Genomic DNA, 23711 nt, shown 5'->3' with positions numbered 1-23711 from the left:
GAGTGGACGGTGCGCAGGGTGGGGGGCGTCACAACCGGGGAGTCGGCATGAGAGAGTGGCGGTCATGCGTGCTCGCCGTCTGATCGCCGCCGCCAGCGTCGCGGCCCTCGGTCTCGCCTCCCTCACCGCCTGTGGGAACTCCGCACCGGACGTCGCCGCGTACGTCGGTGACACGAGCTGGTCCACCAAGCGCGTGGACGAGATCTACGACGACCTGCAGGCGAAGTACGGCGAGGCGATGCGCCAGGGGACGGCGCAGACCGGCGCCTCCCCGTCGCCCGAGGAGCTGCGCTCGCCGGTGACCCGGCAGGACGTGCTCAGCCTGCTCGTCAGCCTGGAGCTCGGCAAGCGGGTGGCGGCCGCCAAGAACATCCAGGTCCGGGACGAGGTCAGCCCGGAGCAGCTCGCGCAGTCCCTGCAGGCGCCGCCGACGGCCGAGTACACCCGGATGTGGGGCGAGTGGGTCGACGTCCTGTCGGCGCTCAACCAGCAGATCCCGCCGGCCGACGTCAGCGACGACTCGCTGATGGCCGTCTACGACGCGATCGTCAAGGTCGAGCGGATCCAGCCGGGCCTGTCCGTGGACGAGGTGCGGCAGGCGTTCGGCGGCGGCGGCTTCGTGGGTACGGCGTCGGCGGTCAGCGCCGCCCTGGAGGACGAGTCCGAGCGGGCGAAGGTGCGGATCAACCCGCGTTTCCTGCCGCTCGGCGTGCCGTCCTTCGTGAACAGCAGCCAGGGCATCGTCTTCTACTCGCTGCCCTACATCGACCAGGACGGCCCGGTCACCGACATCTCGACCCCGGAGTCGCCCGCGGCGGAGCCGACCGCCGACGAGGCGGCCCCCGGCACGGAAAGCTGAGATGGCGGGTCGGATCGTCCTGCTGGTCACGTCGCCCCGGCTGCCGGCCGGGCTGCTGACCGCCGCGGCCTGGGACGTCGTACGCTCCGCGCCGGTGCTGACCGGCGCGGAGAGCGAGTCGACGGTGGCGATCCGCACGGCCGGTGCCCGGGTCAGCGTGGTGACGGAGGGCGTGCCCCAGGCGCTGCTGGACGCGGTGGCCGCGCACGGCACGGCGGTCTGGCTGGCCGGGCCGTCCGGTGACGAGCCGGTCGCCCGGGAGCTGGGGCTGCGGCTGGCGCGGGAGCCGGGCCTGGCCGAGTTGGAGCTGATGTACGGCTCGTGGGACCCGCCCGGTGCCCGGCTGCTCGACGCGGTCGCGGTGATGGACCGGCTGGCCTCGCCCGGTGGCGACCCGTGGAAGCGGGCGCAGACGCACCAGAGCCTGGCCCGGTTCCTGCTGGAGGAGTGCTACGAGGCGTACGACGCGATCAGCGCCGGGGACACCGACGCGCTCCGCGAGGAGCTGGGTGACGTGCTGCTCCAGGTGGTGCTGCACGCTCGGCTGGCCGAGGAGCTGCCGGAGGGCGAGCGGTGGTCGGTGGACGACGTGGCCGGTGACCTCGTCGACAAGATGATCCGCCGCAACCCGCACGTCTTCGCGGGCGCGGAGGCGGGCTCGCTGGAGGAGATCACCGCCAACTGGGAGCGGATCAAGCGTACGGAGAAGGCGCGGGGGTCCGTGCTCGACGGGGTGGCGCTGAGCCAGCCGGCGCTCGCCCTCGCGACGAAGATCCTGGAACGGGCCGGTCGGGTCGGGCTGGCCGTGCCGCCGCCGCTCGCGGAGAGTCAGGTGGACCCGGAGGCCCGCCTCGGCGCGAGCCTGCTCGCCACGGTCGCTGCGGCCCGCGAGGCCGACCTGGACCCCGAGGCGGCCCTCCGTCGCGCGACCCTGGCCTATGCCGAAGCCGTCCGGGCCGCCGAACACCCCGGCTGACACCGCCGACCCGCCCGGTCGATCATGGAGTTGTCGCCGTCGACACCGGCGTGTTGTGGCAATAACTTCATGATCAACGCAACGGTGTCGGTGCCGCGACGGGGCCGGTAGGGTCGGCGGGTGGAATCGTTTGTGCCGTTGGCTGAGCGGATCGTCGACGCGTTGCTCGAGAGCCGGCCCGGGCTGGCCAGCTCCGCCGGGGACCACCGGTACGACGACCGGCTGCCCGACCTCTCACCGGACGGCCGCACCGCCGACCGGGCGATGCTCACGGACGCCGCCAACGCGCTGTCCGAGCTGGACGCCGAGTCGCTGGAGGTCGAGGAGCAGGTCGACCACGCCCTGCTCAGCGCCCTGGTCGACCGGGAGCTGTTCGAGCTGAGCGAGATGCGGGCGTACGAGTGGGACCCGCTGCGCCACAACCCGGGCCCGCTGCTGCACGCGATCGTCGCCCGCCCGTACGCCCCGGCGGACGTGCGGCTCACCCAACTGGCCGGTCGCCTCGCCGCCGTGCCGGACACGTTGGCCATCGCCCGGGGGACGCTGCGGGACATGCCCCGCGTCCACGCGGAGACGGCGGTGGGTCAGTTCACCGGTGCCGCCGCGCTGATCCGCGACGAGGTGCCGGCGCTGCTCGCCCAGGAGCCCACCCTGCACGACCGGGTGGAGCCGGCCGCCACCGCGGCGATCGCCGCGATCGAGGAGTTCGTCGCCTGGCTGCGCGCCGGCCTCGCCGCCGACGCCGGTCCGGGGCGCGACCCGCGTCTGGGCCGGCGGCTGTGGGAGGCGCGGCTCTGGCACACCCTCGACACCGAGCTGGGCGCCGCGGAGATCCAGCGGCGGGCGTGGGCCAACCTGGAGCGGGTCACCGAGGAGATCCGTGAGGCGGCGGTCGAGCTGGTCGGCGGGCCGGCCGACGACGAGACCGTACGCCGGGCACTGGGGCTGCTCGCCGCCGAGCACCCGGACGACCACACCATCGTCGACCTGGCCGGTGTGACGCTGGACGAGGCGACCGACTTCGTCCGCGCCCACGACCTGGTCACCCTGGTCGACGACCCGTGCGTCATCCAGGAGATGCCGGAGTTCGCCCGGGGGGTGGCGGTCGCCTACTGTGACGCGCCCGGCCCGCTGGAGACCGCGGACGTGCCGACGTTCTACTGCATCGCGCCGACCCCGGCGGACTGGCCGGCGCACCGGGTCGAGTCGTTCTACCGCGAGTACAACGACCACATGATCCGCAACCTGACCGTCCACGAGGCGATGCCGGGGCACTTCCTGCAGCTCGCGCACGCCCGTCGCCACGTCGGCTCGACCCGGGTGCGCGCGCTGGCCCGCTCCGGCCCGTTCGTCGAGGGCTGGGCGGTGCACGCCGAGGAGCTGATGGTCGGGCGGGGCTTCGGCGGCCTCCCGGTGCGGTTGCAGCAGCTCAAGATGCAGCTACGGATGACCATCAACGCGCTGCTGGACCAGTTGGTGCACTGCGAGGACCTGCCCGAGGCCGAGGCGATGGCGCTGATGACCGGGCGCGGTTTCCAGGAGGAGGGGGAGGCGGCCGGCAAGTGGCGTCGGGCGCTGCTGACCTCGACGCAGCTGTCCACGTACTTCGTGGGCTACACCGAGCTCGCCGAGGTCGCGGCGGCCCGCCCTCACGACGTGCCGCTGCGCGACTGGCACGACGCGATGCTGGCCCACGACTGCCCGCCCCCGCGCCACCTGCGCACCCTGCTCGGCGTCTGAACCCGCTGGGCGGGCCGTCGGCGGGTCAGGAGGTGGTGGTCCGCCGGTCGACCACGCCGGCGCCTCTCGGCAGGTCGAACGCGGTCCAGTCGACGGTCTCCGAGTAGCGGCTGAGGGTCAGCTCCATCGGAGTGCCGTCGACCTGGCCGGTGAAGCTGCCGAGCGCCCCTTCGGTGGTCACGCAGGCCGAGAAGTCCCCGGTCGAGCGGCTGACGTCCACACAGGTGGCGTGGTGGCCGGCGACGGTGGTGTCGCTCTGTTCGACGACCGCCGCCGGGTCGAGCGCGGCGCTGGTCAGCATCCCCACCACGAGCGGCGGGGTGAGCAGCCCACGCCGCTTCGCCTCGGCGAAGACGGCCACCGACGGCTTGCTGCCGGGTGCCGGGGGAGCCGCGAGGGTGCACGTCGTCCGGTTGCCGCTCGCCTCACACTGCGTAGTGGCGTCCTCGGTCACGGTGAGTTGCCCGCCCGGGTAGCGGTACGCCGAGCGCGCCGGGTCCTGCGCCTGCGCGATCGAGGCGGTCTGCCCACCGGGCAACTGGTAGTCGGCCGAGTAGGTCAGCTCCAGCGCCCGGTCCAGCCGGGCGGCGAGGTCGTTGACCAGTTCGGCCCGCCCGATCGTCCGTCCGGCGTCGTCGAGGGCCTGACAGCCGGTGAGCGTGAGCGACGCGATGACCGACACGGCGAGCATGCGGAGAGTGGTCGAGGCGGCGGGCATGCCGCCCAGCCTGATAGATCGGGTCCACGCGACGCAAACCGGTTGCCGGTTGAGGCACGAGAATCCGGGAATGTCCCTCCACGGCGGGCGGGCGGGCAGGTTTCGGACCACGCTCCGTGGCACCGCACGGCCCGCGCTCCAGCGCCGACCGATACGCTGCGTTCAACACCTTCCTCAGCCGCACCGTCGCGGCCCGCACGGACCGGAACACACATACGAGGAGCGACATCAGTGGCAACCATCGAGGGAATCGTCGCCCGGGAGATTCTCGACTCGCGGGGTAACCCGACCGTCGAGGTCGAGGTCGGCCTGGACGACGGCACGGTGGCCCGCGCCGCAGTGCCCTCCGGCGCGTCCACCGGCGCCTTCGAGGCGCTGGAGCTGCGCGACGGTGACGCCGACCGCTACCAGGGCAAGGGCGTCGAGAAGGCGGTTTCCAACGTCGAGGACCGCATCGTCGACCAGATCATCGGCTACGAGGCCAGCGAGCAGCGCCTCATCGACCAGAAGATGCTCGACATCGACGGCACGGACACCAAGGCCGAGCTGGGCGCGAACGCCATCCTGGGGGTCTCCCTCGCGGTGGCGAAGGCGGCGGCCGGCAGCGCCGAGCTGAGCCTCTTCCGCTACCTGGGTGGCCCGAACGCCCACCTGCTGCCGGTGCCGATGATGAACATCCTCAACGGCGGCGCGCACGCGGACTCCAACGTCGACATCCAGGAGTTCATGATCGCGCCGATCGGCGCGCCCACCTTCCGCGAGGCGCTGCGCTCCGGCGCGGAGGTCTACCACGCGCTGAAGTCGGTGCTGAAGAAGAAGGACCTCTCCACCGGCCTCGGTGACGAGGGTGGCTTCGCGCCGAACCTGCCGACCAACTCCGCCGCGCTGGACCTGATCGCCGAGGCGGTCGAGAAGGCGGGCTACCGGCTCGGCACGGACATCGTCTTCGCGCTCGACGTGGCGGCGACGGAGTTCTTCGACAACGGCACCTACACGTTCGAGGGCGCCGCGAAGTCCGCCGAGGAGATGAGCAACTACTACACCAAGCTGGCCGGTGACTACCCGATCGTGTCGATCGAGGACCCGCTGGCGGAGGACGACTGGACCGGCTGGCAGACGCTGACCGCGTCGATCGGCGACCGGGTCCAGATCGTCGGCGACGACCTCTTCGTCACCAACCCGCAGCGGATCGCCCGTGGCATCGCCGAGAAGGCCGCGAACGCGGTGCTGGTGAAGGTCAACCAGATCGGCTCGCTCACCGAGACCCTGGACGCGGTGGACCTGGCCCACCGGGCCGGCTTCAAGTGCATGATGAGCCACCGCTCCGGCGAGACCGAGGACACCACGATCGCCGACCTCGCCGTGGCGACCGGCTGCGGCCAGATCAAGACCGGCGCCCCGGCCCGTTCGGACCGGGTCGCCAAGTACAACCAGCTGCTCCGCATCGAGGAGGAGCTGGGCGACGCGGCGCGGTACGCCGGCGCGGGCGCCTTCCCGCGCTACCGTTCGGCCTGATACACGCGAGGCCTCGGGGGAGGGGTGTGACGATGCAGCAGCGCCGCACACCGGGTGGTCAGCGTCCCGCCCGCCGGCCCGGCCAGTCCGGCCGGCCGGGCGGGGCCCGCGGCGCCCGGGCGTCGCTCCGGGAGGCCGGCGTCCGCGCCGAGCCGCGCGGTGCCGCCGGTCGCGCGCCGGGGGCCACGCGGGGCGCCGAGGGCGTACGCTCCGCGAACCGCCCGGCCGCGGCCCGGCGCAGCGGCGCCGGCGGCACGGTCAAGCGGCTGTCCGCACCCCACCCCCGACGCCTCACCGGGCGGGCCACCGTGCTCTTCGCGGTGCTCATCGCGCTCGCCCTGGCGTACACCTATCCGGTCCGCGTCTACCTGGACCAGCAGGCGGACATCGAGCGGATGGAGGCCGCGCAGGCGGCGCAGGAGAAGCTGATCGCCGGCCTGTCCGAAGAGGCCGCCAAGTGGCAGGACCCGGCCTTTATTGAGGCCGAGGCGCGGCAACGGTTCTACATGGGGCGGCCGGGCGAGAAGCTGGTGATCGTGCTCGACGATCCGGCGGGCGCCGCCCGGGACGCGGGTCGCGGCACCTCCGCCGGCCCGGTCACGCCCGATCCCTGGTACGACACCCTGTGGTCCAGCGTCCGGGCCGCGAACGACGAGCAGCCGGCCGGTTGAGCACCGACCACGCACCGAAACGAGAGATGGGCACCGTGACTGTCGTACCACCGCAGGAGCCGGCGGCGGATTCCGTGACCCCGCCGAAGCGGGAACCGGCCACCGAGGCCGACCTGGCCGCGGTGGCCGCGCAGCTCGGGCGCCCGCCCCGCGGCACCCGGGCGGTGGCCCACCGGTGTCCGTGCGGCCTGCCCGACGTGGTCGAGACCACGCCCCGGCTGGCCGACGGCACGCCGTTCCCGACGCTCTACTACCTCACCTGTCCTCGGGCAACCGGGGCGTGCAGCCGGCTGGAGTCGGCCGGGCTGATGAAGGAGATGGCCGAGCGGCTCGCCGCCGACCCGGAGCTGGCCGCCCACTACCGGGCGGCGCACGAGGACTACCTGGCCCGGCGTTCGGCGATCGGCGAGGTGCCGGAGATCGCGGGCATCTCGGCCGGTGGCATGCCGGGCCGGGTGAAGTGCCTGCACGTGCACCTGGGCCACGCGCTCGCCGCCGGCCCCGGCGTCAACCCGTTCGGCGACGAGACACTGGCGCTGGTCGAGCCGTGGTGGACGGCCGGGCCGTGCGTGGACGTGCCGGCGGCCGAGTGAGCGTGCCGGTGACCGACGAGATCGTGGTGCGCCGCGCCCGCACGCGGGACGTACGGGGGATCCGCCGGCTGGTGGACACCTACACCGACGACCGGCGGCTGCTCAGCAAGGCGACCGTCACCCTCTACGAGGACGTGCAGGAGTTCCGGGTCGCGGCGCGCGCCGACGACGACGCCGTGGTCGGCTGCGGCGCGCTGCACGTGATGTGGGAGGACCTCGCCGAGATCCGCACCGTGGCGGTCGACCCGGCCTTCCGAGGGCGGAAGATCGGGCACCGGATCGTCGGCGAGCTGATCGACGCGGCCCGCGAGATCGGGGTGGCCCGCATCTTCGTGCTCACCTTCGAGACGGACTTCTTCGGCGCCTTCGGCTTCACCGAGATCGACGGCGCTCCCGTGCCGCAGCCGGTCTACGAGCAGCTGCTGCGCTCGTACGACGAGGGTGTCGCGGAGTTCCTGGACCTGGAGCGGGTGAAGCCGAACACGCTCGGCAACACCCGGATGCTGTTGCGCCTCTGAGCGTTGCCGGCCGACCCGGTTGCGGCGGGCGGGCGCACCGCCTGCCGTAGGGTTGGCCTCGTGACGACGCGCGTGGCCGCCATCGACTGCGGAACCAACTCGATCCGGCTGCTGGTCGCCGACCTGCCCGACCCGGGGGCCGGGCCGGAGGTGCCGCTGACCGACGTGACCCGCCGGATGGAGATCGTCCGCCTCGGGCAGGGCGTGGACCGGACCGGTCGGCTGGCGCCCGAGGCGATCGAGCGCACCCGGGTGGCGTTGGCGAGCTACGCGGCCGACATCGAGAAGCTCGGCGCGGAGCGGGTCCGCATGTGCGCCACCTCGGCCAGTCGGGACGCCAGCAACGCGGGGGACTTCCGCGCGATGGTGGAGCAGACCCTCGGGGTCGCCCCCGAGGTGGTCACCGGGGACGAGGAGGCGCGGCTCTCCTTCACCGGCGCGGTACGCGGGCTGCCCGCCGACGCGGAGCCGCCGTTCCTGGTGGTGGACATCGGCGGTGGCTCGACCGAGTTCGTGGTCGGCACCCGGGAGGGCGGGGTGACGGCGGCGGTGTCGATGGACATCGGCTGCGTCCGGATGACCGAGCGGCACCTGCACGGCGACCCGCCGGGGCTGGACGAGATCGCGGCCGCGCAGGCCGACATCGCGCTCGCGGTCGACCGCGCGCTCGACGTGGTGCCCGGAAGGCAGGCCGCGACGCTGATCGGGCTGGCCGGCTCCGTCACCACCGTGGTCGCCATCGCGCAGGGCCTGCGGGAGTACGACCCGGAGCGCATCCACCACGCCCGGGTCGCGTACGAGCAGGTCGCCCAGGTGACCGCCGACCTGCTCGGCCGTACCCGGGAGCAGCGGCTGGCGATCCCAGTCATGCACCCGGGCCGGGCCGACGTGATCGGCGCGGGCGCCTTGGTCCTTCGAGTGATCATGGAGCGGGCCGGGATGCCGTCGGTGGTCGCCTCCGAGCACGACATCCTCGACGGCATCGCCTGGAGCCTGCGCTAACGGTTCGCGCCGGTCGGCGTGGCGGGGCGGTGCCTTCTTGACGGTACTGCGCATTGCACACTACTGTGCGAAGCGTGGATACGACCCAGCTCCTCAAGGGCGTGCTCGACCTGGCCGTGCTCGCCGTGCTCCGCGAGGAGGACGGCTACGGCTACGACATCCTGCGGCGACTGCGTGAGGCCGGCCTGGACGAGGTCGGCGACGCGTCGGTCTACGGGACGCTGCGACGTCTCTTCGCCGCCGGCCTCCTGACCACGTACGTGGTGCCGAGCGAGTCGGGGCCGCACCGGAAGTACTACGCACTCAACGCCGCCGGCCGGGACCAGCTGACCCGCTCCGGCAAGCTCTGGCGCTCGTTCGCCACCACCATGGACACGCTGCTCGACGATCGGGGGATGGCGGCATGACCGTCACGGAGCAGGAGATCACCGACTACGTCGGACGGGTCCGGGCGGCACTGGCCGACCTCCCGTCGACGGTGCGTGACGAGCTGACCGAGGACCTGCCGGACCACCTCGCCGAGGTGGTCGCGGAGGGCGGCGGCTCACTGGTCGACCGGCTCGGCCAGCCCGAGGCGTACGCGGCCGAGCTGCGGGCCGCGGCCGGTGCGCCCACCGTCGGCGGGCGCAACCTGGACCGGCGGCTGGCCGCCGGCACGCTCCGGGTCCGCCGCGCGCTGCGGCGCCTGGACGCCCGGCTCGGACCACCGCTGGGCTACCCGACGGCGAGCGAGTTCCTCCGGCTGCTGCGACCGGCCTGGTGGGTGCTGCGCGGCTACCTGGCCGCGATGCTGGTCACCACGGTGAGCACCGGCGGCAGCTTCGGACTGTTGCCCCGCTTCGGCGGCGAACTTCTCGCCGGGCTGCTCATGCTCGTCGGTCTCGTGCTCGCGTCGGTCTGGCTCGGTCGCCGGTCCGAGCGGCTGCGCGGCTGGCCGCGCTGGGCCCTGCACGCCAGCAGCCTCGTGCTCGTGGTCTTCGCGTTCGCCGGTCTCGACCAGGTGGAGAACCGCGCCGGTTACGACGACTACGGCTACTCCCCGATCTCCGTGGACAACCCGTACGACCAGGTGCGGGACGTGTTCATCTACGACAGCGAGGGCCGGCTGGTGGAGAACGCGCGGCTGTTCGACCAGAACGGCGACCCGATCCGACTCGGCTACCCGGACTGCGTCGACATGGCCGACCTGGACACCAACCCCCTGCTGCGGCCTTACCCGTACTGCCCCGACCAGGCGCCCTTCGCACCGCGCGGTCCCCGGGCGGCCCAGCCGCCGACGCTGCCGCCGCTGCCCACCGACAGCCCGTCCGCGAGCGGCGCTCCGGAGCCCACCACCACCGCGACGCCCACCACCACCGCGACGCCCACCACCACCCGCTGAGACCGCTCGACCGCTCCCGGCCGCCGCCCACCGCGGCGGCCGGGAGTTTCTCGTCACACCCCTGGCTGAGAAGAAGCTGAACAAGCTGGGAAATAGCTGAACGGATGAGGCTCGCGGGGCGGCGGGCCGCGGCTGATCATCGCTACGGTGTCGTCTGCTCATCTATCCCCCGGAAGGAACCCCCGTGTCAGAGCAGGTCGCTCCGCCCCCCTCGACCAGCCCCGAGCAGCCCCAGTCGGCCGCGCAGCCTCAGCCCGCCGGCCAACCGGTCGAGCAGCCCCCGGCGGCCCCGGAGGCCAAGAAGTCCGGCGGCAAGAAGGCCCTCGGCATCGTGGGCGCGATCCTCGTGGCCCTTGTCATCGCCGGGTTGAAGTTCGGCGTCGCCAGCTACTTCGACAAGGACGCCACCGCCGAGGCCAAGGCCGGCGACTGCATCGCGGAGCTGCCCGAGGTCACCGGCACCGAGGAGGAGGAGGCCAACAACGCCAAGGTCGTCGACTGCACCTCCACCGATGCCGCGTACAACGTGGTCGGCCGCGTGGACGGGCAGACCGAGGCGCAGGCGAAGGAGGGCGCCGCGTGCGATCAGTACATCAAGGAGGGTGAGGACGGCTACCTCTTCTACAGCATCGAGCCCGGCAAGACCGGTTACCTGCTCTGCCTGACGAAGAAGGCCTGACCCGGGCGCCGGCCGACCGGCCGGCACGTCCGACACCACCGCCGACGGCGGCGCGGAGATCCTCCCGCGCCGCCGTCGGCGTACGTGCCGTCACCGCCGGGCAAACAGGAGGTGAATGCCACTGCTCCGGCGTCTTCCCGGGGCGGTCGCGGCGTGGCAGGCTACCGGCACTGGGCGACCAGCCAACGATGACTGACCGCTAGGAGGATGGGCCGATGGGCGAGATGGTGAGGTTCGCCGGCAACGGCGGTACGAGCGAGGGTTATCTCGCGATACCCTCCGGCGGTGCGGCCAGCCCGGCGATCATCGTCATCCAGGACTGGTGGGGGCTCGTGCCCCACGTACGCGCGGTCGTGGACCGGTTCGCCGAGGCGGGCTTCGTGGCGCTCGCCCCCGACTTCCGGCACGGTGGCCCGGCGAGCAAGCCGAGTGAGCCGCGGCAGATCTTGAACAGCACCCAGATGGACGAGGCGGCCAGCGACATCGCCGCGGCCGCCGACTACCTCGCCGGCCGGGCCGAGGTCACCGACAAGGTCGGCTGCGCCGGCTTCTGCGCCGGTGCCAGCCTGGCGCTGTGGGCGGCGACCCGGTCCGAGCGGATCGTCGCCACCGCCGCCTTCTACCCGCGCCTGCCCTGGGACGGCATGACCGGCGAGTGGAGCGACTACGCGGGCAAGTCCGCGCTCATCCACTGCTCCGAGGCCGACGGCCTCTCGGCGGACGAGGGCGTGCAGACCGTCCGACGCGCCATCGAGACCGCCGGCGGCACCTGCCAGACGCACGACTATCCGGGCACCGCGCACGCCTTCTTCAACGAGGACCGGCCGGAGAACTATGACCAGCGGGCCGCCGCCACCGCCTGGGCCCGTACCCTCGAACTGTTCCGGGCCAAGCTTGGCTGAGTCGCGTACGCCCCGGGACGTGGTCGACCGCGCGGCGCGGGCGACCGACCTGGCCGACCTCGACGCGGCGGTGAGCGACTGCTTCGCCTGCCCCCGCCTGGTCGACTGGCGGGAGGAGGTCGCCCGGACCCGCCGGGCGGCCTTCCGCGACCAGCGGTACTGGGGCCGACCGGTGCCCGGCTTCGGGCCACCGGACGCGCGCATCGCCATCCTCGGCCTGGCCCCGGCCGCGCACGGCGGCAACCGCACCGGTCGGATCTTCACCGGCGACCGCTCCGGTGACGTGCTCTTCGCCGCGCTGCACCGGGCCGGCCTCGCCAACCAGCCGACCAGCGTCGCGGCCGACGACGGCCTGACCCTGCGCGACACGCGCATCTTCGCGGCGGTGCGCTGCGCCCCGCCGGACAACAAGCCGACACCGGGGGAGCGGGACACGTGCGCACCGTGGTTGCACCGCGAGGTGTCGCTGATCCGGCCCACGCTGCGGGTCGTGGTCGCGCTGGGCGCCTTCGCGTGGGCGGCGTGGTGGCCGACGCTTCGCCAGGTGTACGGGGTGCGCCCGCCCGGTCCGCGACCCACCTTCACCCATGGGGCACACTGGTCCGGCACGGCCGGACCGGATCTGCTGGGTTGTTACCACGTCAGCCAGCAGAACACCTTCACGGGACGGCTGACACCAGGAATGCTGGACGACGTGTTCGCCCGGGCCAAGCAACTGGCCGGGGTGGACTGACCCGCGTGGGGTGGTGGCGATGACGGACGGCACGCGTCAGCCCACGCCGTACCCCCCGGCGGCGCAGGGCGGCGTCCGATCCGGTCTCGGGCTGGTCCGTCGTTGGTGGCCGGTGGGCGTGGTGGCCCTGCTGCTCGCCGCCGCCGCCCTGGCCGCCGCGCACTCGTCGATCGGGGCCGCCCGGATCCCACCCGGGGTGGAGAGGGTGCCCCTGATGCCCGAATATCCGACGACCGAGCCGGTGCCGTCGATCCCGGTGGAGCCCCGCGACCCCGCCCCGCTGCACGTGCCGCAGTGGATCCTCACCGCCGCGCTCGTCCTGCTCGGGTTGGCCGTCCTCGGCGCTGTCGGCTATCTGGCCTGGGTGCTGATCCGTGGCGGGATGCGCCGGGCCGCCCGGTCGCTGCCGCGCCAGCGGCCCCGCCACCGGGCCGGGGGCGCCACCGAGGAGGTGGTGGCCGCCGTCGACGCCGGCCTGGTCGACCTGGACGACCGGTCCACCGATCCGCGCGTCGCGGTCATCGCCTGCTGGGTCCGCCTGGAGGAGGCCGCCGCCGCGGCCGGTGTGCCGCAGTTGGCCGGCGACACACCCACCGACCTGGTCACCCGGCTGCTACGGGGCGACGAGGCGGCCGGCGTCCCGGCGATCGTCAGCGCCGACGTGCTGGCCGAGTTCGCCCACGTCTACCGGGAGGCCCGCTACGCCACCCGGCCGGTCGACGAGCGCACCCGCGACCAGGCCCGGGCCGCGCTGCGCCGCCTCCGCGGCGAGCTCACCGCCGCCACCACGGGCGGGGTGCCGTCATGAGCGGCAGCGCGAGCATCGACGACCTCCTCACGTTCGAGGAGGACCGGTCCCGTCGGGACGACCGCGAGGGGGGCAGCCGGGCCGGGCAGGTGGTGCGCACCCTCGCCGGTGTCGCGGCCGTGGTGGTCGTGCTGATCGTCGGCCTGCGCGCGGTGGGCCTGCGCGTCTCGCTGCTCATCCTGATCGCCGGGGTGGGCGCGGTGTTCGCCGTCCGTCGCGTGGTCGCCGCCCTGGCGCCGCCGCCACCACCCCCGCCCTCCGCCGCGGCGCGGGCGCGGGCCCGGGACGCGGCCACGGACGACGGCACCTGGAACTGGAACGCCCGGGACGCGCTGCGCACCGCGATCAACGGCTGGGAGGTGCCGTTGGACTGGTCGGCGACCCGGCCCGAGCGGTTCACCGGCGTCATCCTGCCCCGCCTCGGCGAACTCGCCGACGAGCGGCTGCGCCTGAAGCACGGCGTGACCCGCGACTCGGACCCCGTCCGGGCACGTGCCCTGCTGGGCGAACGGCTCTGGACGTTCCTGGAGACCCCGCCCCGACGCACCCCGTCGCCGCGCGACCTCGCGGTGATCGTCGCCGAACTGGAGAAGATCTGATGAAGGACGTGGACCGGAGCATGCCCGCCACCGAGGTGGGGCACCTCGCCCAGGGGGTGCTGGACGCGGTCGGCACGGTCGTGGTCGGCAAGCGGGACGCGCTGGAGCTCGTCCTCGCCGGCATCCTGGCCGGCGGCCACGTCCTGCTGGAGGATCTGCCCGGGTTGGGCAAGACGCTCACCGCGCGCTCCTTCGCCCAGGCGCTCGGGCTGGACTTCCGCCGCCTCCAGTTCACCCCGGACCTGCTGCCCGCCGACGTCACCGGCTCGTTCCTGTACGACCAGCGCAGCGGTGACTTCTCGTTCCGGGCCGGCCCGGTCTTCACCAACCTGCTGCTGGCCGACGAGATCAACCGCACGCCGCCGAAGACGCAGTCCGCGCTGCTGGAGGCGATGCAGGAGAAGCAGGTGTCGGTGGAGGGCGTCACCTACCGGCTGGACGAGCCGTTCCACGTGCTGGCCACCGCCAACCCCGTCGAGTACGAGGGCACCTACCCGCTGCCCGAGGCGCAGCTCGACCGGTTCCTGCTGCGGGTCTCCTTCGGCTACCCGGAGCACGAGGAGGAGTGGGAGGTGCTCCGCCGCCGGATGGCCCGCCGCCGCGAGGAGGCCCAGATCACGCCGGTCGTGGACGCCGCGACCCTGCGGTCGATGCAGGCGGCGCTGGAGGACGTGGTGGTCGAGGACTCCATCGGCCGGTACATCGTGTCGCTCGCCGCGGCCACCCGGGAGCACCCGTCGGTGCTGGTGGGCGCGTCACCGCGTGGCTCGCTCGCGCTGCTGCTGCTGTCCCGGGTGCGGGCCGTCCTCGCCGGTCGCGACTACGTGGTGCCCGAGGACGTCAAGGAGGTGGCGGTGCCGGCGCTGGCGCACCGGATCACGCTGCGGCCGGAGATGTGGCTGCGCCGGGTCGATCCGTCCTTCGTGGTCGGTGAGGTGCTGGAGGGCACCCCGGCGCCGGCCAGCGGCGCCCTGCCCAGCTACGCGGGCGGGCTCCAGCGCTGATGACCGGGCCGAGCGTGCCGCAGCGGGAAACGGACGGTGCCGCCGGCTGGGCGCCCACCCGGGCGCTCGGCCGTGCCGTCCTGATCACCGGGTTGCTGCTGGTGGCCGCGGTGGTCCTCGGGCGGGTCGACCTGATCGTGCTGGCGGCCCCGTTCGCGCTCGGCACCGCGTACGCGCTGCGCCGCCGCCCCGTGGCGGCACCGCAGGTGTGGGTGGGCGCCGACGACGGCCACCTGGTCGAGGGGGGTGAGCTGACCGGCGCGGTGACGGTCGGCAACCCGGACGACGTCGACTACGAGGTGGCGGTGCTGCGCACCCGCGTCTCGCCGTGGCTGCGGGTCGACGGGATCGGGTTCACCGGCGCGCCGGCGACCGGCGGTCGGTCGGTCGCGGACCGACCGTTCGTCACGTCGGTGCCCGCCGCGTCGGCGGTCGACCTGGAGCTGACCGGCACCGCCCTGCGTTGGGGGCGGCACCGGGTCGGTCCGGCGGGGGCCCGGGTCGCGACCGCCGGGGGGCTGCTCGTCTCCCGTGCCGTGATCACCGAGCCGGTCCGGGTGCGGGTGTACCCGAAGACGGAGCCGTTCGACGCGGTGGAGGCGATGCCCCGGGCGGCCGGCCTGGTGGGCGCGCACCACTCGCGGCGTCCGGGCGAGGGCGGCGAGCTGGCCGGCGTACGCGTCTTCGCGCCGGGTGACCGGCTGCGCCGGATCGACTGGCGCGTCTCCCTGCGGGCCCGGCAACTGCACGTGGCGGCGACCCTCTCCGACCGGGACGCCGAGGTGGTGGTGCTGCTCGACGTGCTGGCGGAGGCGGGCCGGTCGGGCGGGGTCGGTGGCGCCGCTTCCGTGCTGGACACCACCGTCCGGGCGGCGGCTGCGATCGCCGAGCACTACCTGCACCGGGGTGACCGCGTGTCGCTGCTGGAGTACGGGCCGAGCGCCCGCCGGCTGCGTCCCGCGACCGGTCGCCGGCAGTATCTGACCGTGCTGGAGTGGCTGCTCGACGTCCACGTCGAGGCCAGCTCCCACGAGCCGTACGAGCAGGTCTTCGGGCCACAGCTGCTCGCCGCCGACGCGCTCGTGGTGGTGCTGACCCCGCTGCTCGACGAACGGTCGGCGCAGATGCTGGCCCGGTTGGCCCGCTCCGGGCGGTTCGTGGTGGCGGTGGACACCCTGCCCGCCGACCTGAGCCCGCCGAAGGACCGGGGCTGGGCCGAGGTGGCGTACCGGCTGTGGCGGCTGGACCGGGACACGATGGTCGCCCAGCTTCGTGAGCACGGCGTGCCGGTGGTGCGCTGGGCCGGCGCCGGCAGTCTGGACCAGGTGCTGCGCGACGTGGCCCGGCTGGCCACCGCGCCGAGGGTGGGTGCGCGATGATCGACGCGGTCACCGAGCGGGTTCGGGCGGTGCGTACGGCGGCGGGGCGGATCAGCCTGATCCCGCTGCTGGTCCGGGTCGGCGTGTTCCTCACCGCGTTGGCCGGTTTCGTGCTGGCCTTCCCGGCCGAGGTGCTCTCCGGGCAGCGGCTCGGGTCCCTGGTGCTGGTGGCGGTGCTGCCCGCGGTCGGGCCGCGCCGGGTCTGGCCGACGTTCACGGCGCTGGTCACCGTGGGCGGCTGGCTGATCTCCGTCGACGGTTACGGGCGCCCGATCACCCTCTGGCGGCTGCTCGCGGTGGCCGGCGTGCTCTACCTGACCCACACGCTCTGCGCGCTGGCCGCGCTGCTGCCGTACGACGCGGTGGTCGAGCCGGAGCTGATCACGCGGTGGCTGGTGCGTGCCGCCGGGGTGCTCCTCGCCACCGCCGTGCTCGGTGTGCTGCTCGTGGAGGTCCCCGACCTGGGCGGAGGCGCCGGATACCAGCTGGCGACGGTGGCCGGGTTGCTGGTGGCGGTGGGCGTGGCCGGGCTGCTCGGCTGGCTACAACGGCGGCGGTGACCGGCGGTTCACGGACGTTGCGCAGGTCACAGCGGTTGTGCTCGGTCACAGATGGGGGACGCGGATGGGATTAGCCGAGGACCCCGGGGAAAGATAGATGACGTGAATCCGAAGCGGATCCTTGTGGTGGGCGGGGGACATGTCGGCCTGTACGCCGCCCTGCGCCTGTCGAAGAAGCTCAGCTCCCGTGAGGCTGAGGTCATCGTGGTGGACCCACAGCCGCACATGACCTACCAGCCGTTCCTGCCGGAGGCCGCCGCCGGCAACATCTCCCCCCGACACTCCGTGGTGCCGCTGCGGCGTGAGTTGCGCAGGTGCACGGTGGTGGCTGGTGCGGTCACCAAGATCGAGCACGACCGCAAGGTCGCGACGGTCCAGCCCATCACCGGGCCGGCCCGGGAGATCGCGTACGACCACGTGGTCGTCGCCCCCGGCTCCGTCTCCCGCACGCTGCCGATTCCCGGCCTGCACGAGCACGGCATCGGGTTCAAGACCATCGGCGAGGCGATCTACCTCCGCAACCACGTGCTGGAGCGGCTCGACGTCGCGGCCGTCACGCCCGACCCGGAGGTGCGCCGCCGGGCGCTGACCTTCGTGTTCGTCGGCGGCGGCTACGCCGGCATCGAGGCGCTCGCCGAGATGGAGGACATGGCTCGCGACGCCCTGCGCTACTACCCGGAGCTCAAGCCGGAGGACATGCGCTGGGTTCTGGTCGAGGCCACCCAGCGGGTGCTGCCCGAGGTCGATCGGGACATGGGTGCCTACACGGTGCAGCAGCTGCTGAAGCGGAACATGGACATCCGCCTGGACACCCGGCTGGAGTCCTGCGTCGACGGCGTGGTCAAGCTCTCCGACGGGGACAGCTTCACCGCCGACACGATCGTCTGGACGGCGGGCGTCAAGCCGTCGCCGCTGCTGGACAAGACCGACTTCCCGCGCGACGAGCGGCGGCGGGTCACCTGCCTGCCCACGCTGCAGGTGGTCGACGGTGACCAGGTGGTCGAGGGCGCGTGGAGCGCGGGCGACTGCGCCGCCGTCCCGGACCTCACCGGCCCGCCCGGCGCCTACTGCTCGCCGAGCGCCCAGCACGCGGTGCGCCAGGCCGCCCGGATGGCGGACAACATCCGCGAGGTCATCCGTGGCCGGGAACCGGTCGAGTACCGGCACAAGCACGCCGGCAGCGTGGCCAGCCTCGGCCTGCACAAGGGCGTCGCCCAGGTCTACGGGATCAAGATGACCGGTTGGCCGGCCTGGTTCATGCACCGGACGTACCACATGAGCCGGATTCCCTCCTTCAACCGGAAGGTCCGGGTTGTCGTCGACTGGTCCCTGGCCTTCTTCCTCAAGCGCGAGGTGGTCGCCCTCGGGCAGCTGCACGACCCGCGCGAGGAGTTCTCGGAGGCGTCGCAGCCGGTCGGTGCCGGCCAGCGCTGACCGTCCGCCGGCCCCACGACGACAGGCCCCCTACCCGCTGCGGCGGGAGGGGGCTTTCGCGTGTCGGCCGTCGTCAGACCCGCCAGATCCAGGCGTCGGCGATCCGGGTCGACGGGCCGTAGAGCTGCTCCAGGGTGCTGCGCAGGCTCTCCACGTGCGGGGCGTCGTCGGCCAGGGCCACGCAGGAGGCGCCCCAGAAGTCCGCGTCGCGGGCGGCCTGACGCCGCTGTTCGTCGCCGATCGCCGGCTGGTCGCCCCGCCGTGCCACCTCGGCCAGCAGGGCGGAGGTGGGCTGCTTGTAGGTGCCCATGGTCGCGCTGCCACCCCGCCCGTACGGCCCGATGAAGAAGCCCTCCGGCATCCCGAACCCGGCGTCCGCGGCGGCGGCCCAGCGCATCGGCCAGGGCTCCTTCGGGGTGGGCAGCGGGACCGGCACGAGGACGCCACCCGGCTGGACGCACTGCCGCCAGTGACCGCCGGTGACGAACTCCGGCAGCGGGGGCCGGTCGGCGGTGGGCAGCGGCGTCGGGAACAGCGGGAGCAGCGCCGCGCCGACCGCGGCGGGCACCAGTCGGCGCGCCCGGCCGGTGTCGCGCAGGGCCCGGTCGACGGCGAGCACCAGCAGCGTCGCGGCCAGGGGCAGCACCGCGAGGGCGAACCGCATCGGCAGCGCCCCGTCCACCACCGGCAGGCCGGCGATCAGGGCGTACGGGCCGGGCACGCCGGTCCGCGTACCGCCGAGGACCACGGCCGGGCCGAGGGAGAGCGCGCCCATCACCAGCGCGGCGACCGTGCAGGCGACCACCAGTCGGCGGCGGCCGAGCCACACCGCGCAGCCGGCGGTGACCAGCAGCAGCGGCCAGCCGAGGAAGGTGTTGTATTCGGCCGGGCCGGTGGTGAGCCGCGCCGCCTCGTCGCCGCCGGCCACCGACAGCGGGGAGATCGTCCACCAGCCGCGCAGGTCGGCGGAGAAGTAGTGCGGGCTGAACATTCCGTCGGCGACCCCCTGCGGGCCGGCGAACTGGAACCACAGCGGGTAGGCGAGCACCAGCAGGGCGAGCCCGGCGGCGATTCCCATCCCGCCGGCGAAGCCGGGAAGCGCGCGTCGGGCCAGCTCCCGGTCCACCGCGGCGTAGGTGATCGCCATGATCAGCAGGGTGAGCGCGGCGAGGAACAGCACCTCCTCGCCGATGAAGACCTGGGCGGTGATCGCGGCGGCGAGACCGGCCGCGGAGCTGACGACGCGGCGGCGGTCCGGCCCCAGCACGACGGTCGTGCCGTCCGCCGGATCGGTCGGCCCGACCCGCTCGGGGTCGGCGGCCCGCAGCAGCCGCACCACCAGCCAGACGATGACCGGGACCAGCCACTGCGCGGTCATGTGCAGGTGGCTGTTGGTCTGCGAGACCATTCCCGGGCCGAAGCCGCAGAGCGCGGCGCCGAGCCCGGCCGCCAGCCGGCGGGCGCCGAGCGTCCGGGTGTAGAGCAGGTACCAGGCGATCGCGGTGCCGGCCAGGTTGGCCGCCGCGAGCACGGCGAAGGTGACCGGGGCGCCGAGCAGCAGGGTGACCGGCGCGAGGATGACACCGAGCGCGATGACCGTCGTGTTGGCCATCAGGTTCACGCCGTCCGGGGCGTTGAGGCGGTCGGTCAGCAGCCCGAAGTCGCCCAGCAGGGCGCGGGCGTCGATCGCGAGGAACCACTCGTAGAGGGCCTGGTCCTCTGGGTTGAGGGCCAGCGTCCGGGCACCCGGTGACGGCCACAGCCCGTGGGTGAGCCACCCGGCCAGCAGGGCGAAGAGCAACGCGACCGCCAGGCCCGCCCGGTGCCGCCTGAGGACGGCCAGCAGCCGTGCCGTCCAGGGCCGGCGGGTGGCGCGGTCGGCGAGGCGAAGAGCCTGTTCAGGGGCGGCGTCGGGGGCCGTGGGGGCTGCGCTGCTCACGGCATCGACCCTAGTGTGGCAGTGGCGACGGGGTACGCCGGGTGGCCGCGGACCGGTTACCGTGACACTGCACCGCGGCGTGTCGACGCGCCCCGGTGCCGCCCCGCCCGGGTGGTGGAACGGCAGACACGGCCGCCTTAAAAGCGGCTGCCGCAAGGCGTGCGGGTTCGACCCCCGCCCCGGGCACCGCACTTTTCTCCCTCCTCGTCCACTCGGTGATCTCCATGGATGGCCCCGGCCGTTTACTCTTGTGTGTGCGCGTTCACGTGCACACGACCCCCTGAGGGAGGCCAGAAAGTGAAGACCTCGAACCCGGTGCTCGCCCGGCTCGGCCAGGCGGCCGAGCGGGAGCGCTCCGCCGGGTACGCCCCGACCGGGCCGTACGGCGCGCCCGGCATTCCCCAGCAGTACCCGACCGAGGCCGGCTACCCGGCCGCGCCGCCGACCGTGGCGCCCATGTCCATCGACGACGTGGTGGTCAAGACCGTCACCCTGCTCGGCATCGTCGGCGTCATGGCCGTCGCCGCCTGGGTGCTGGTCCCCGACGCGCTGCTCGGTGCCGCCTGGATCGGCGCCGCGATGGTCACGCTGGTCCTCGGCCTGATCATCTCGTTCTCGCGGATGGCCAACCCGGCGCTCGTCGTCGCCTACGCCGTCGTCGAGGGTGTCTTCGTCGGCGTCGTCAGCAAGTTCTTCGAGTCGCGCTACGACGGCATCGTGCTCCAGGCCGCGGTCGCGAGCTTCGGCATCTTCTTCCTGATGGCCATGCTCTACAAGGTGCGGGCCATCCGGGCGACCCCCGCGTTCGTCAAGGGCGTGACGGCGGCGATCGTCGGCCTGTTCGCGGTGATGTTGATCAACTTCGTGCTGGCCCTGTTCGGCGTCAACACGGGCCTGCGTGACGGCAGCCCGCTGGCCATCGGCTTCAGCCTGGTCTGCATCGTGGTCGCCTCGCTGAGCTTCGTGCTCAGCTTCAAGGAGATCGAGGACGGCGTCCGGATGGGTCTGCCGCAGCGCTACGCCTGGGTGGCCGCCTTCGGCATCCTGGTCAGCCTGGTGTGGCTCTACTTCGAGATCCTGCGCCTGCTGAGCTACTTCCAGGGCGACGACTGACCGTCGCGCCCGACCACCGGCGCCCGTCCCCGCAGCGCGGGGGCGGGCGCTTCCGCGTCCGGGCCCGGCGTTTTCCCGACGCCGCCCCACCCGTCGGTGCACAGTGACTGCGAGGGGTCCGGCGGCGAGGGGGTGGCGGTGCGCAGTGCCAATCCGGTGCTGAACCGGCTCGACGAGACGACCCGGCTGGAGAGCCGGGTGCTCGGCGTCGGCGCCGCCGACGAGATGACCGTCGACGACGTGGTGGTCCGGACGGTCGGGCTGTTGCTGCTCACCGGCGTCACCGCGCTGCTGTCCTGGTTGTTCGTCCCACAGGCGGCCTGGGTGCCGGCCGCGCTCGCCGGCAGCGCCCTGGCCGCCATCGCACTGGTCCTGGTCATCTCGCTGCGCGCGATCACCAATCCGGTGCCGATGATCGTGTACGCGGTCGTCGAAGGGTTGCTGCTGGGCGTCGCCAGTCGGGCCTTCGAGCTGGTCTACCCGGGCATCGTGGCGCAGGCGGTCGCCGGCACGTTCGGCGTCTTCCTGGGCATGGCGCTGCTCTACCGGGCCCGGCTGGTCCGCGCGACGCCCCGGCTGGCCCGGTTGGTCATCGGCACCCTGCTCGGCATCGTCGCCATCAGCGTGGTGAACCTCGTCGTCTACCTGGTCACCGGTCGGCAGGGTCTGGAGATCTACAGCCTGACCGGTGAGGTCGGCGGGCTCGCGTACGTGGTCGCGGTGGTGGCGATCATCGCGGGCGCGTTCAGCTTCATCCTCGACTTCGACCTCGTCGAGCGGTCGGTGCGGGCCGGCCGCCCCCGCCGGTACGCCTGGCTCTGCGCGTTCGGGATCCTCACCGGCCTGGTCTTCCTCTACTGGCAGCTGCTGCGGCTGCTCAGCTACCTGCGCCGCTGACCGCCCCGGCCCGGGGCCGCCGCGTGAGGAGAACGCCGCGCCGCCCCGGGCCGGCGGCCGGGGGCGGCGGCGGGCTGTCGCCGTACACTCGGCGGCGATGAGCGCAGCGGAACTGGACCGGGCCGTGCAGCTGCTGGTCCGTCAGGTCGGGCACTGGGAGCAACCACGGTGGGCGGCGGTCGCCACCGGTGGCAACGCGGCCCGCGGCGACCTCGTGCACCGGTTGGTGCAGGAGATCGCCAACCTGACCGCCGACGCCGAGGGTGAACCCCGACGGACGGTGCCCCGGTTGACGAACGACCTGGCCCTGCCGGATCAGCTCCGGGTGGTCGCCGCGGACCTGGCGGGGGCGGGCGCGCCGCCCGAGGTGCTGGCCCGGGCCGCCGCCGAGGTGGCGGCGACCCGCGACGCGCTCTGATCCGACCGGCTCAGCTCAGCCGCTCGATCACCATGGCCATTCCCTGGCCACCGCCGACGCACATGGTCTCCAGACCGACGCTCTTGTCGTGCCACTCCAGGGCGTTGAGCAGGGTGCCGGTGATGCGGGCACCGGTCATCCCGAACGGGTGACCGACGGCGATCGCCCCACCCATCACGTTCAGCTTCTCCAGCGGGATCCCCAGCTGCCGGTACGACGGGATGACCTGCGCGGCGAACGCCTCGTTGATCTCGACCAGGTCGACGTCGTCGATGGTCATGCCGGCGCGCCGGAGCGCCTGCTGGGACGCCTCCACGGGGCCGAGACCCATGATCTCCGGCGAGAGCGCGGTGACGCCGGTGGAGACGATCCGGGCCAGGGGCGTGATGCCCAGGTCGCGGGCGCGCTGGGCGCTCATCACCACGACCGCGGCGGCACCGTCGTTGAGCGGACAGCAGTTGCCGGCGGTGATCCGACCGTCCGGCCGGAACACCGGCTTCAACCCGGCGACACCCTCCAGGGTGACCCCGGCGCGCGGGCCGTCGTCGGTGCTGACCACGGTGCCGTCCGGGGTGGCGACCGGGGTGATCTCGCGCGCCCAGAAGCCGTCCGCGATCGCCTTCTCGGCCAGGTTCTGGCTGCGTACGCCGAACTCGTCCATGTCGGCTCGGCTCACGTCGTGGACCTGGGCCAGGTTCTCGGCGGTCTGGCCCATCGCCAGGTAGATGTCGGGCAGCTCGCCGGCCTCGCGCGGGTCGGTCCACACCTCGGCACCGCCCTGCGCGCGGGCCTTCGAGCGGTCCCGGGCGGCGGCGAACCGGGGGTTCTCCCAACCGCCACCGACGAGCGCCTGCGCCTCCGGCGGCAGGCCGTCGGAGCTGCCCCGCGCGTAGCGGGACACGGTCTCGACTCCGGCGGAGATGAAGACGTCACCCTCGCCGGCCCGGATCGCGTGCATCGCCATCCGGGTGGTCTGGAGCGAGGAGGCGCAGTAGCGGGTGAGGGTCGCGCCGGGCAGGCCGTCCAGGCCCATCAGCGTGGCCACCACGCGGGCCATGTTGAACCCCTGCTCGCCGCCGGGCAGGCCGCAGCCGAGGTAGAGGTCGTCGATCTCGCGCGGGTCGAGCTGGGGCACCTTGTCCAGCGCGGCCTGGACGATGGTCGCGGCGAGATCGTCGGGGCGTACGTCGCGGAGGGACCCCTTGTGGGCCCGGCCGATGGGGGAGCGGGCGGTGGCGACGATGACGGCGTCGCGGGACGACTCGGTCGACAT

Annotated in this window: 25 protein-coding genes and 1 tRNA gene; 23 read left to right on the top strand and 3 right to left on the bottom strand. The window is 73.5% G+C overall.

The features are described 5' to 3' along the window. Window positions 1-64: 64 nt before the first annotated feature. The 3 genes from GA0070620_RS17530 (at window position 65) to GA0070620_RS17520 (ending at window position 3575) form a co-directional block, all read left to right on the top strand. Window positions 65-859, top strand: coding sequence for a hypothetical protein (locus GA0070620_RS17530; protein WP_091598912.1), 795 nt, complete (start codon window positions 65-67; stop codon window positions 857-859). Between the two features lies 1 nt (window position 860). Then, complete coding sequence (locus GA0070620_RS17525) at window positions 861-1835, top strand: nucleoside triphosphate pyrophosphohydrolase (protein ID WP_091592273.1); 975 nt, start codon at window positions 861-863, stop codon at window positions 1833-1835. A gap of 120 nt (window positions 1836-1955) precedes the next feature. Beyond that, window positions 1956-3575, top strand: coding sequence for a DUF885 domain-containing protein (locus tag GA0070620_RS17520; RefSeq protein WP_091592272.1), 1620 nt, complete (start codon window positions 1956-1958; stop codon window positions 3573-3575). A gap of 25 nt (window positions 3576-3600) precedes the next feature. On the opposite strand, the gene GA0070620_RS17515 is transcribed toward GA0070620_RS17520, so the two are convergent. Then, complete coding sequence (locus tag GA0070620_RS17515; protein WP_091592270.1) at window positions 3601-4293, bottom strand: hypothetical protein; 693 nt, start codon at window positions 4291-4293, stop codon at window positions 3601-3603. Between the two features lie 231 nt (window positions 4294-4524). Between GA0070620_RS17515 and eno the strand changes: the two genes are divergently transcribed. The 16 genes from eno (at window position 4525) to GA0070620_RS17435 (ending at window position 18071) form a co-directional block, all read left to right on the top strand. Further along, window positions 4525-5808, top strand: coding sequence for a phosphopyruvate hydratase (gene eno, locus GA0070620_RS17510; RefSeq protein ID WP_091592268.1), 1284 nt, complete (start codon window positions 4525-4527; stop codon window positions 5806-5808). 32 nt (window positions 5809-5840) lie between these two features. Next, window positions 5841-6479 (top strand): FtsB family cell division protein, encoded by a 639-nt coding sequence (locus GA0070620_RS17505; protein ID WP_091592266.1) that lies wholly within the window; start codon window positions 5841-5843, stop codon window positions 6477-6479. Between the two features lie 35 nt (window positions 6480-6514). Further along, on the top strand, window positions 6515-7072 hold the full coding sequence (locus tag GA0070620_RS17500) for a DUF501 domain-containing protein (RefSeq protein ID WP_091598909.1): 558 nt from the start codon (window positions 6515-6517) through the stop codon (window positions 7070-7072). 8 nt (window positions 7073-7080) lie between these two features. Then, entirely contained in the window at window positions 7081-7590 is a 510-nt protein-coding gene (locus GA0070620_RS17495; RefSeq protein WP_396706431.1) for an amino-acid N-acetyltransferase, read from the top strand. Between the two features lie 72 nt (window positions 7591-7662). Beyond that, window positions 7663-8592 carry a Ppx/GppA phosphatase family protein gene (locus GA0070620_RS17490; RefSeq protein ID WP_091592264.1) on the top strand — a complete coding sequence of 310 codons (930 nt, stop codon included), beginning with the start codon at window positions 7663-7665 and terminating at the stop codon, window positions 8590-8592. Window positions 8593-8666: 74 nt separating this feature from the next. Beyond that, entirely contained in the window at window positions 8667-8999 is a 333-nt protein-coding gene (locus GA0070620_RS17485) for a PadR family transcriptional regulator (protein ID WP_091592261.1), read from the top strand. Continuing rightward, a complete protein-coding gene (locus GA0070620_RS17480) occupies window positions 8996-9973 on the top strand; it encodes an HAAS signaling domain-containing protein (RefSeq protein ID WP_091592260.1) in 978 nt (325 codons plus the stop codon). The genes GA0070620_RS17485 and GA0070620_RS17480 overlap by 4 nt, the downstream gene beginning before the upstream one ends. Window positions 9974-10157: 184 nt before the next feature. Next, entirely contained in the window at window positions 10158-10652 is a 495-nt protein-coding gene (locus GA0070620_RS17475) for an LppU/SCO3897 family protein (RefSeq protein WP_091592258.1), read from the top strand. 215 nt (window positions 10653-10867) lie between these two features. Next, a complete protein-coding gene (locus GA0070620_RS17470; protein ID WP_091592256.1) occupies window positions 10868-11554 on the top strand; it encodes a dienelactone hydrolase family protein in 687 nt (228 codons plus the stop codon). Between the two features lie 19 nt (window positions 11555-11573). Next, window positions 11574-12287 (top strand): uracil-DNA glycosylase, encoded by a 714-nt coding sequence (locus tag GA0070620_RS17465; RefSeq protein WP_091592254.1) that lies wholly within the window; start codon window positions 11574-11576, stop codon window positions 12285-12287. 19 nt (window positions 12288-12306) lie between these two features. Beyond that, window positions 12307-13095: a DUF4129 domain-containing protein gene (locus GA0070620_RS17460; protein ID WP_091598903.1), complete on the top strand. Its 789-nt coding sequence runs from the start codon at window positions 12307-12309 to the stop codon at window positions 13093-13095. Then, on the top strand, window positions 13092-13694 hold the full coding sequence (locus GA0070620_RS17455) for a hypothetical protein (RefSeq protein WP_091592252.1): 603 nt from the start codon (window positions 13092-13094) through the stop codon (window positions 13692-13694). Before GA0070620_RS17460 ends, GA0070620_RS17455 begins: the two co-directional genes overlap by 4 nt. After that, on the top strand, window positions 13694-14698 hold the full coding sequence (locus tag GA0070620_RS17450; RefSeq protein ID WP_091592250.1) for an AAA family ATPase: 1005 nt from the start codon (window positions 13694-13696) through the stop codon (window positions 14696-14698). Before GA0070620_RS17455 ends, GA0070620_RS17450 begins: the two co-directional genes overlap by 1 nt. Then, a complete protein-coding gene (locus GA0070620_RS17445) occupies window positions 14698-16077 on the top strand; it encodes a DUF58 domain-containing protein (protein WP_091592249.1) in 1380 nt (459 codons plus the stop codon). The genes GA0070620_RS17450 and GA0070620_RS17445 overlap by 1 nt, the downstream gene beginning before the upstream one ends. Then, entirely contained in the window at window positions 16077-16637 is a 561-nt protein-coding gene (locus GA0070620_RS17440; protein ID WP_377520943.1) for a hypothetical protein, read from the top strand. Before GA0070620_RS17445 ends, GA0070620_RS17440 begins: the two co-directional genes overlap by 1 nt. A gap of 102 nt (window positions 16638-16739) precedes the next feature. After that, a complete protein-coding gene (locus tag GA0070620_RS17435; protein ID WP_091592245.1) occupies window positions 16740-18071 on the top strand; it encodes an NAD(P)/FAD-dependent oxidoreductase in 1332 nt (443 codons plus the stop codon). 73 nt (window positions 18072-18144) lie between these two features. Here the strand turns inward: GA0070620_RS17435 and GA0070620_RS17430 are convergent, their stop codons facing one another. Beyond that, window positions 18145-20010, bottom strand: a complete 1866-nt coding sequence (locus tag GA0070620_RS17430; RefSeq protein WP_091592243.1) for a hypothetical protein — start codon at window positions 20008-20010, stop codon at window positions 18145-18147. Window positions 20011-20115: 105 nt separating this feature from the next. Here GA0070620_RS17430 and GA0070620_RS17425 point away from each other — a divergent pair. From GA0070620_RS17425 to GA0070620_RS17410, 4 genes are all read left to right on the top strand, one after another. Beyond that, window positions 20116-20196, top strand: a tRNA-Leu gene (locus GA0070620_RS17425). A gap of 111 nt (window positions 20197-20307) precedes the next feature. Then, on the top strand, window positions 20308-21123 hold the full coding sequence (locus GA0070620_RS17420; protein ID WP_091592237.1) for a Bax inhibitor-1/YccA family protein: 816 nt from the start codon (window positions 20308-20310) through the stop codon (window positions 21121-21123). Window positions 21124-21261: 138 nt separating this feature from the next. Further along, on the top strand, window positions 21262-22020 hold the full coding sequence (locus tag GA0070620_RS17415; RefSeq protein ID WP_091598899.1) for a Bax inhibitor-1/YccA family protein: 759 nt from the start codon (window positions 21262-21264) through the stop codon (window positions 22018-22020). Window positions 22021-22117: 97 nt separating this feature from the next. Continuing rightward, window positions 22118-22438 (top strand): hypothetical protein, encoded by a 321-nt coding sequence (locus tag GA0070620_RS17410; RefSeq protein ID WP_091592235.1) that lies wholly within the window; start codon window positions 22118-22120, stop codon window positions 22436-22438. 10 nt (window positions 22439-22448) lie between these two features. Here GA0070620_RS17410 and GA0070620_RS17405 read toward each other — a convergent pair whose 3' ends face one another. Beyond that, entirely contained in the window at window positions 22449-23711 is a 1263-nt protein-coding gene (locus GA0070620_RS17405; protein ID WP_091592233.1) for an acetyl-CoA C-acetyltransferase, read from the bottom strand.

The organism is Micromonospora krabiensis (assembly GCF_900091425.1).
Classification (GTDB): Bacteria; Actinomycetota; Actinomycetes; order Mycobacteriales; family Micromonosporaceae; genus Micromonospora; species Micromonospora krabiensis.
This window is presented reverse-complemented; position numbering and strand designations above follow the sequence as displayed.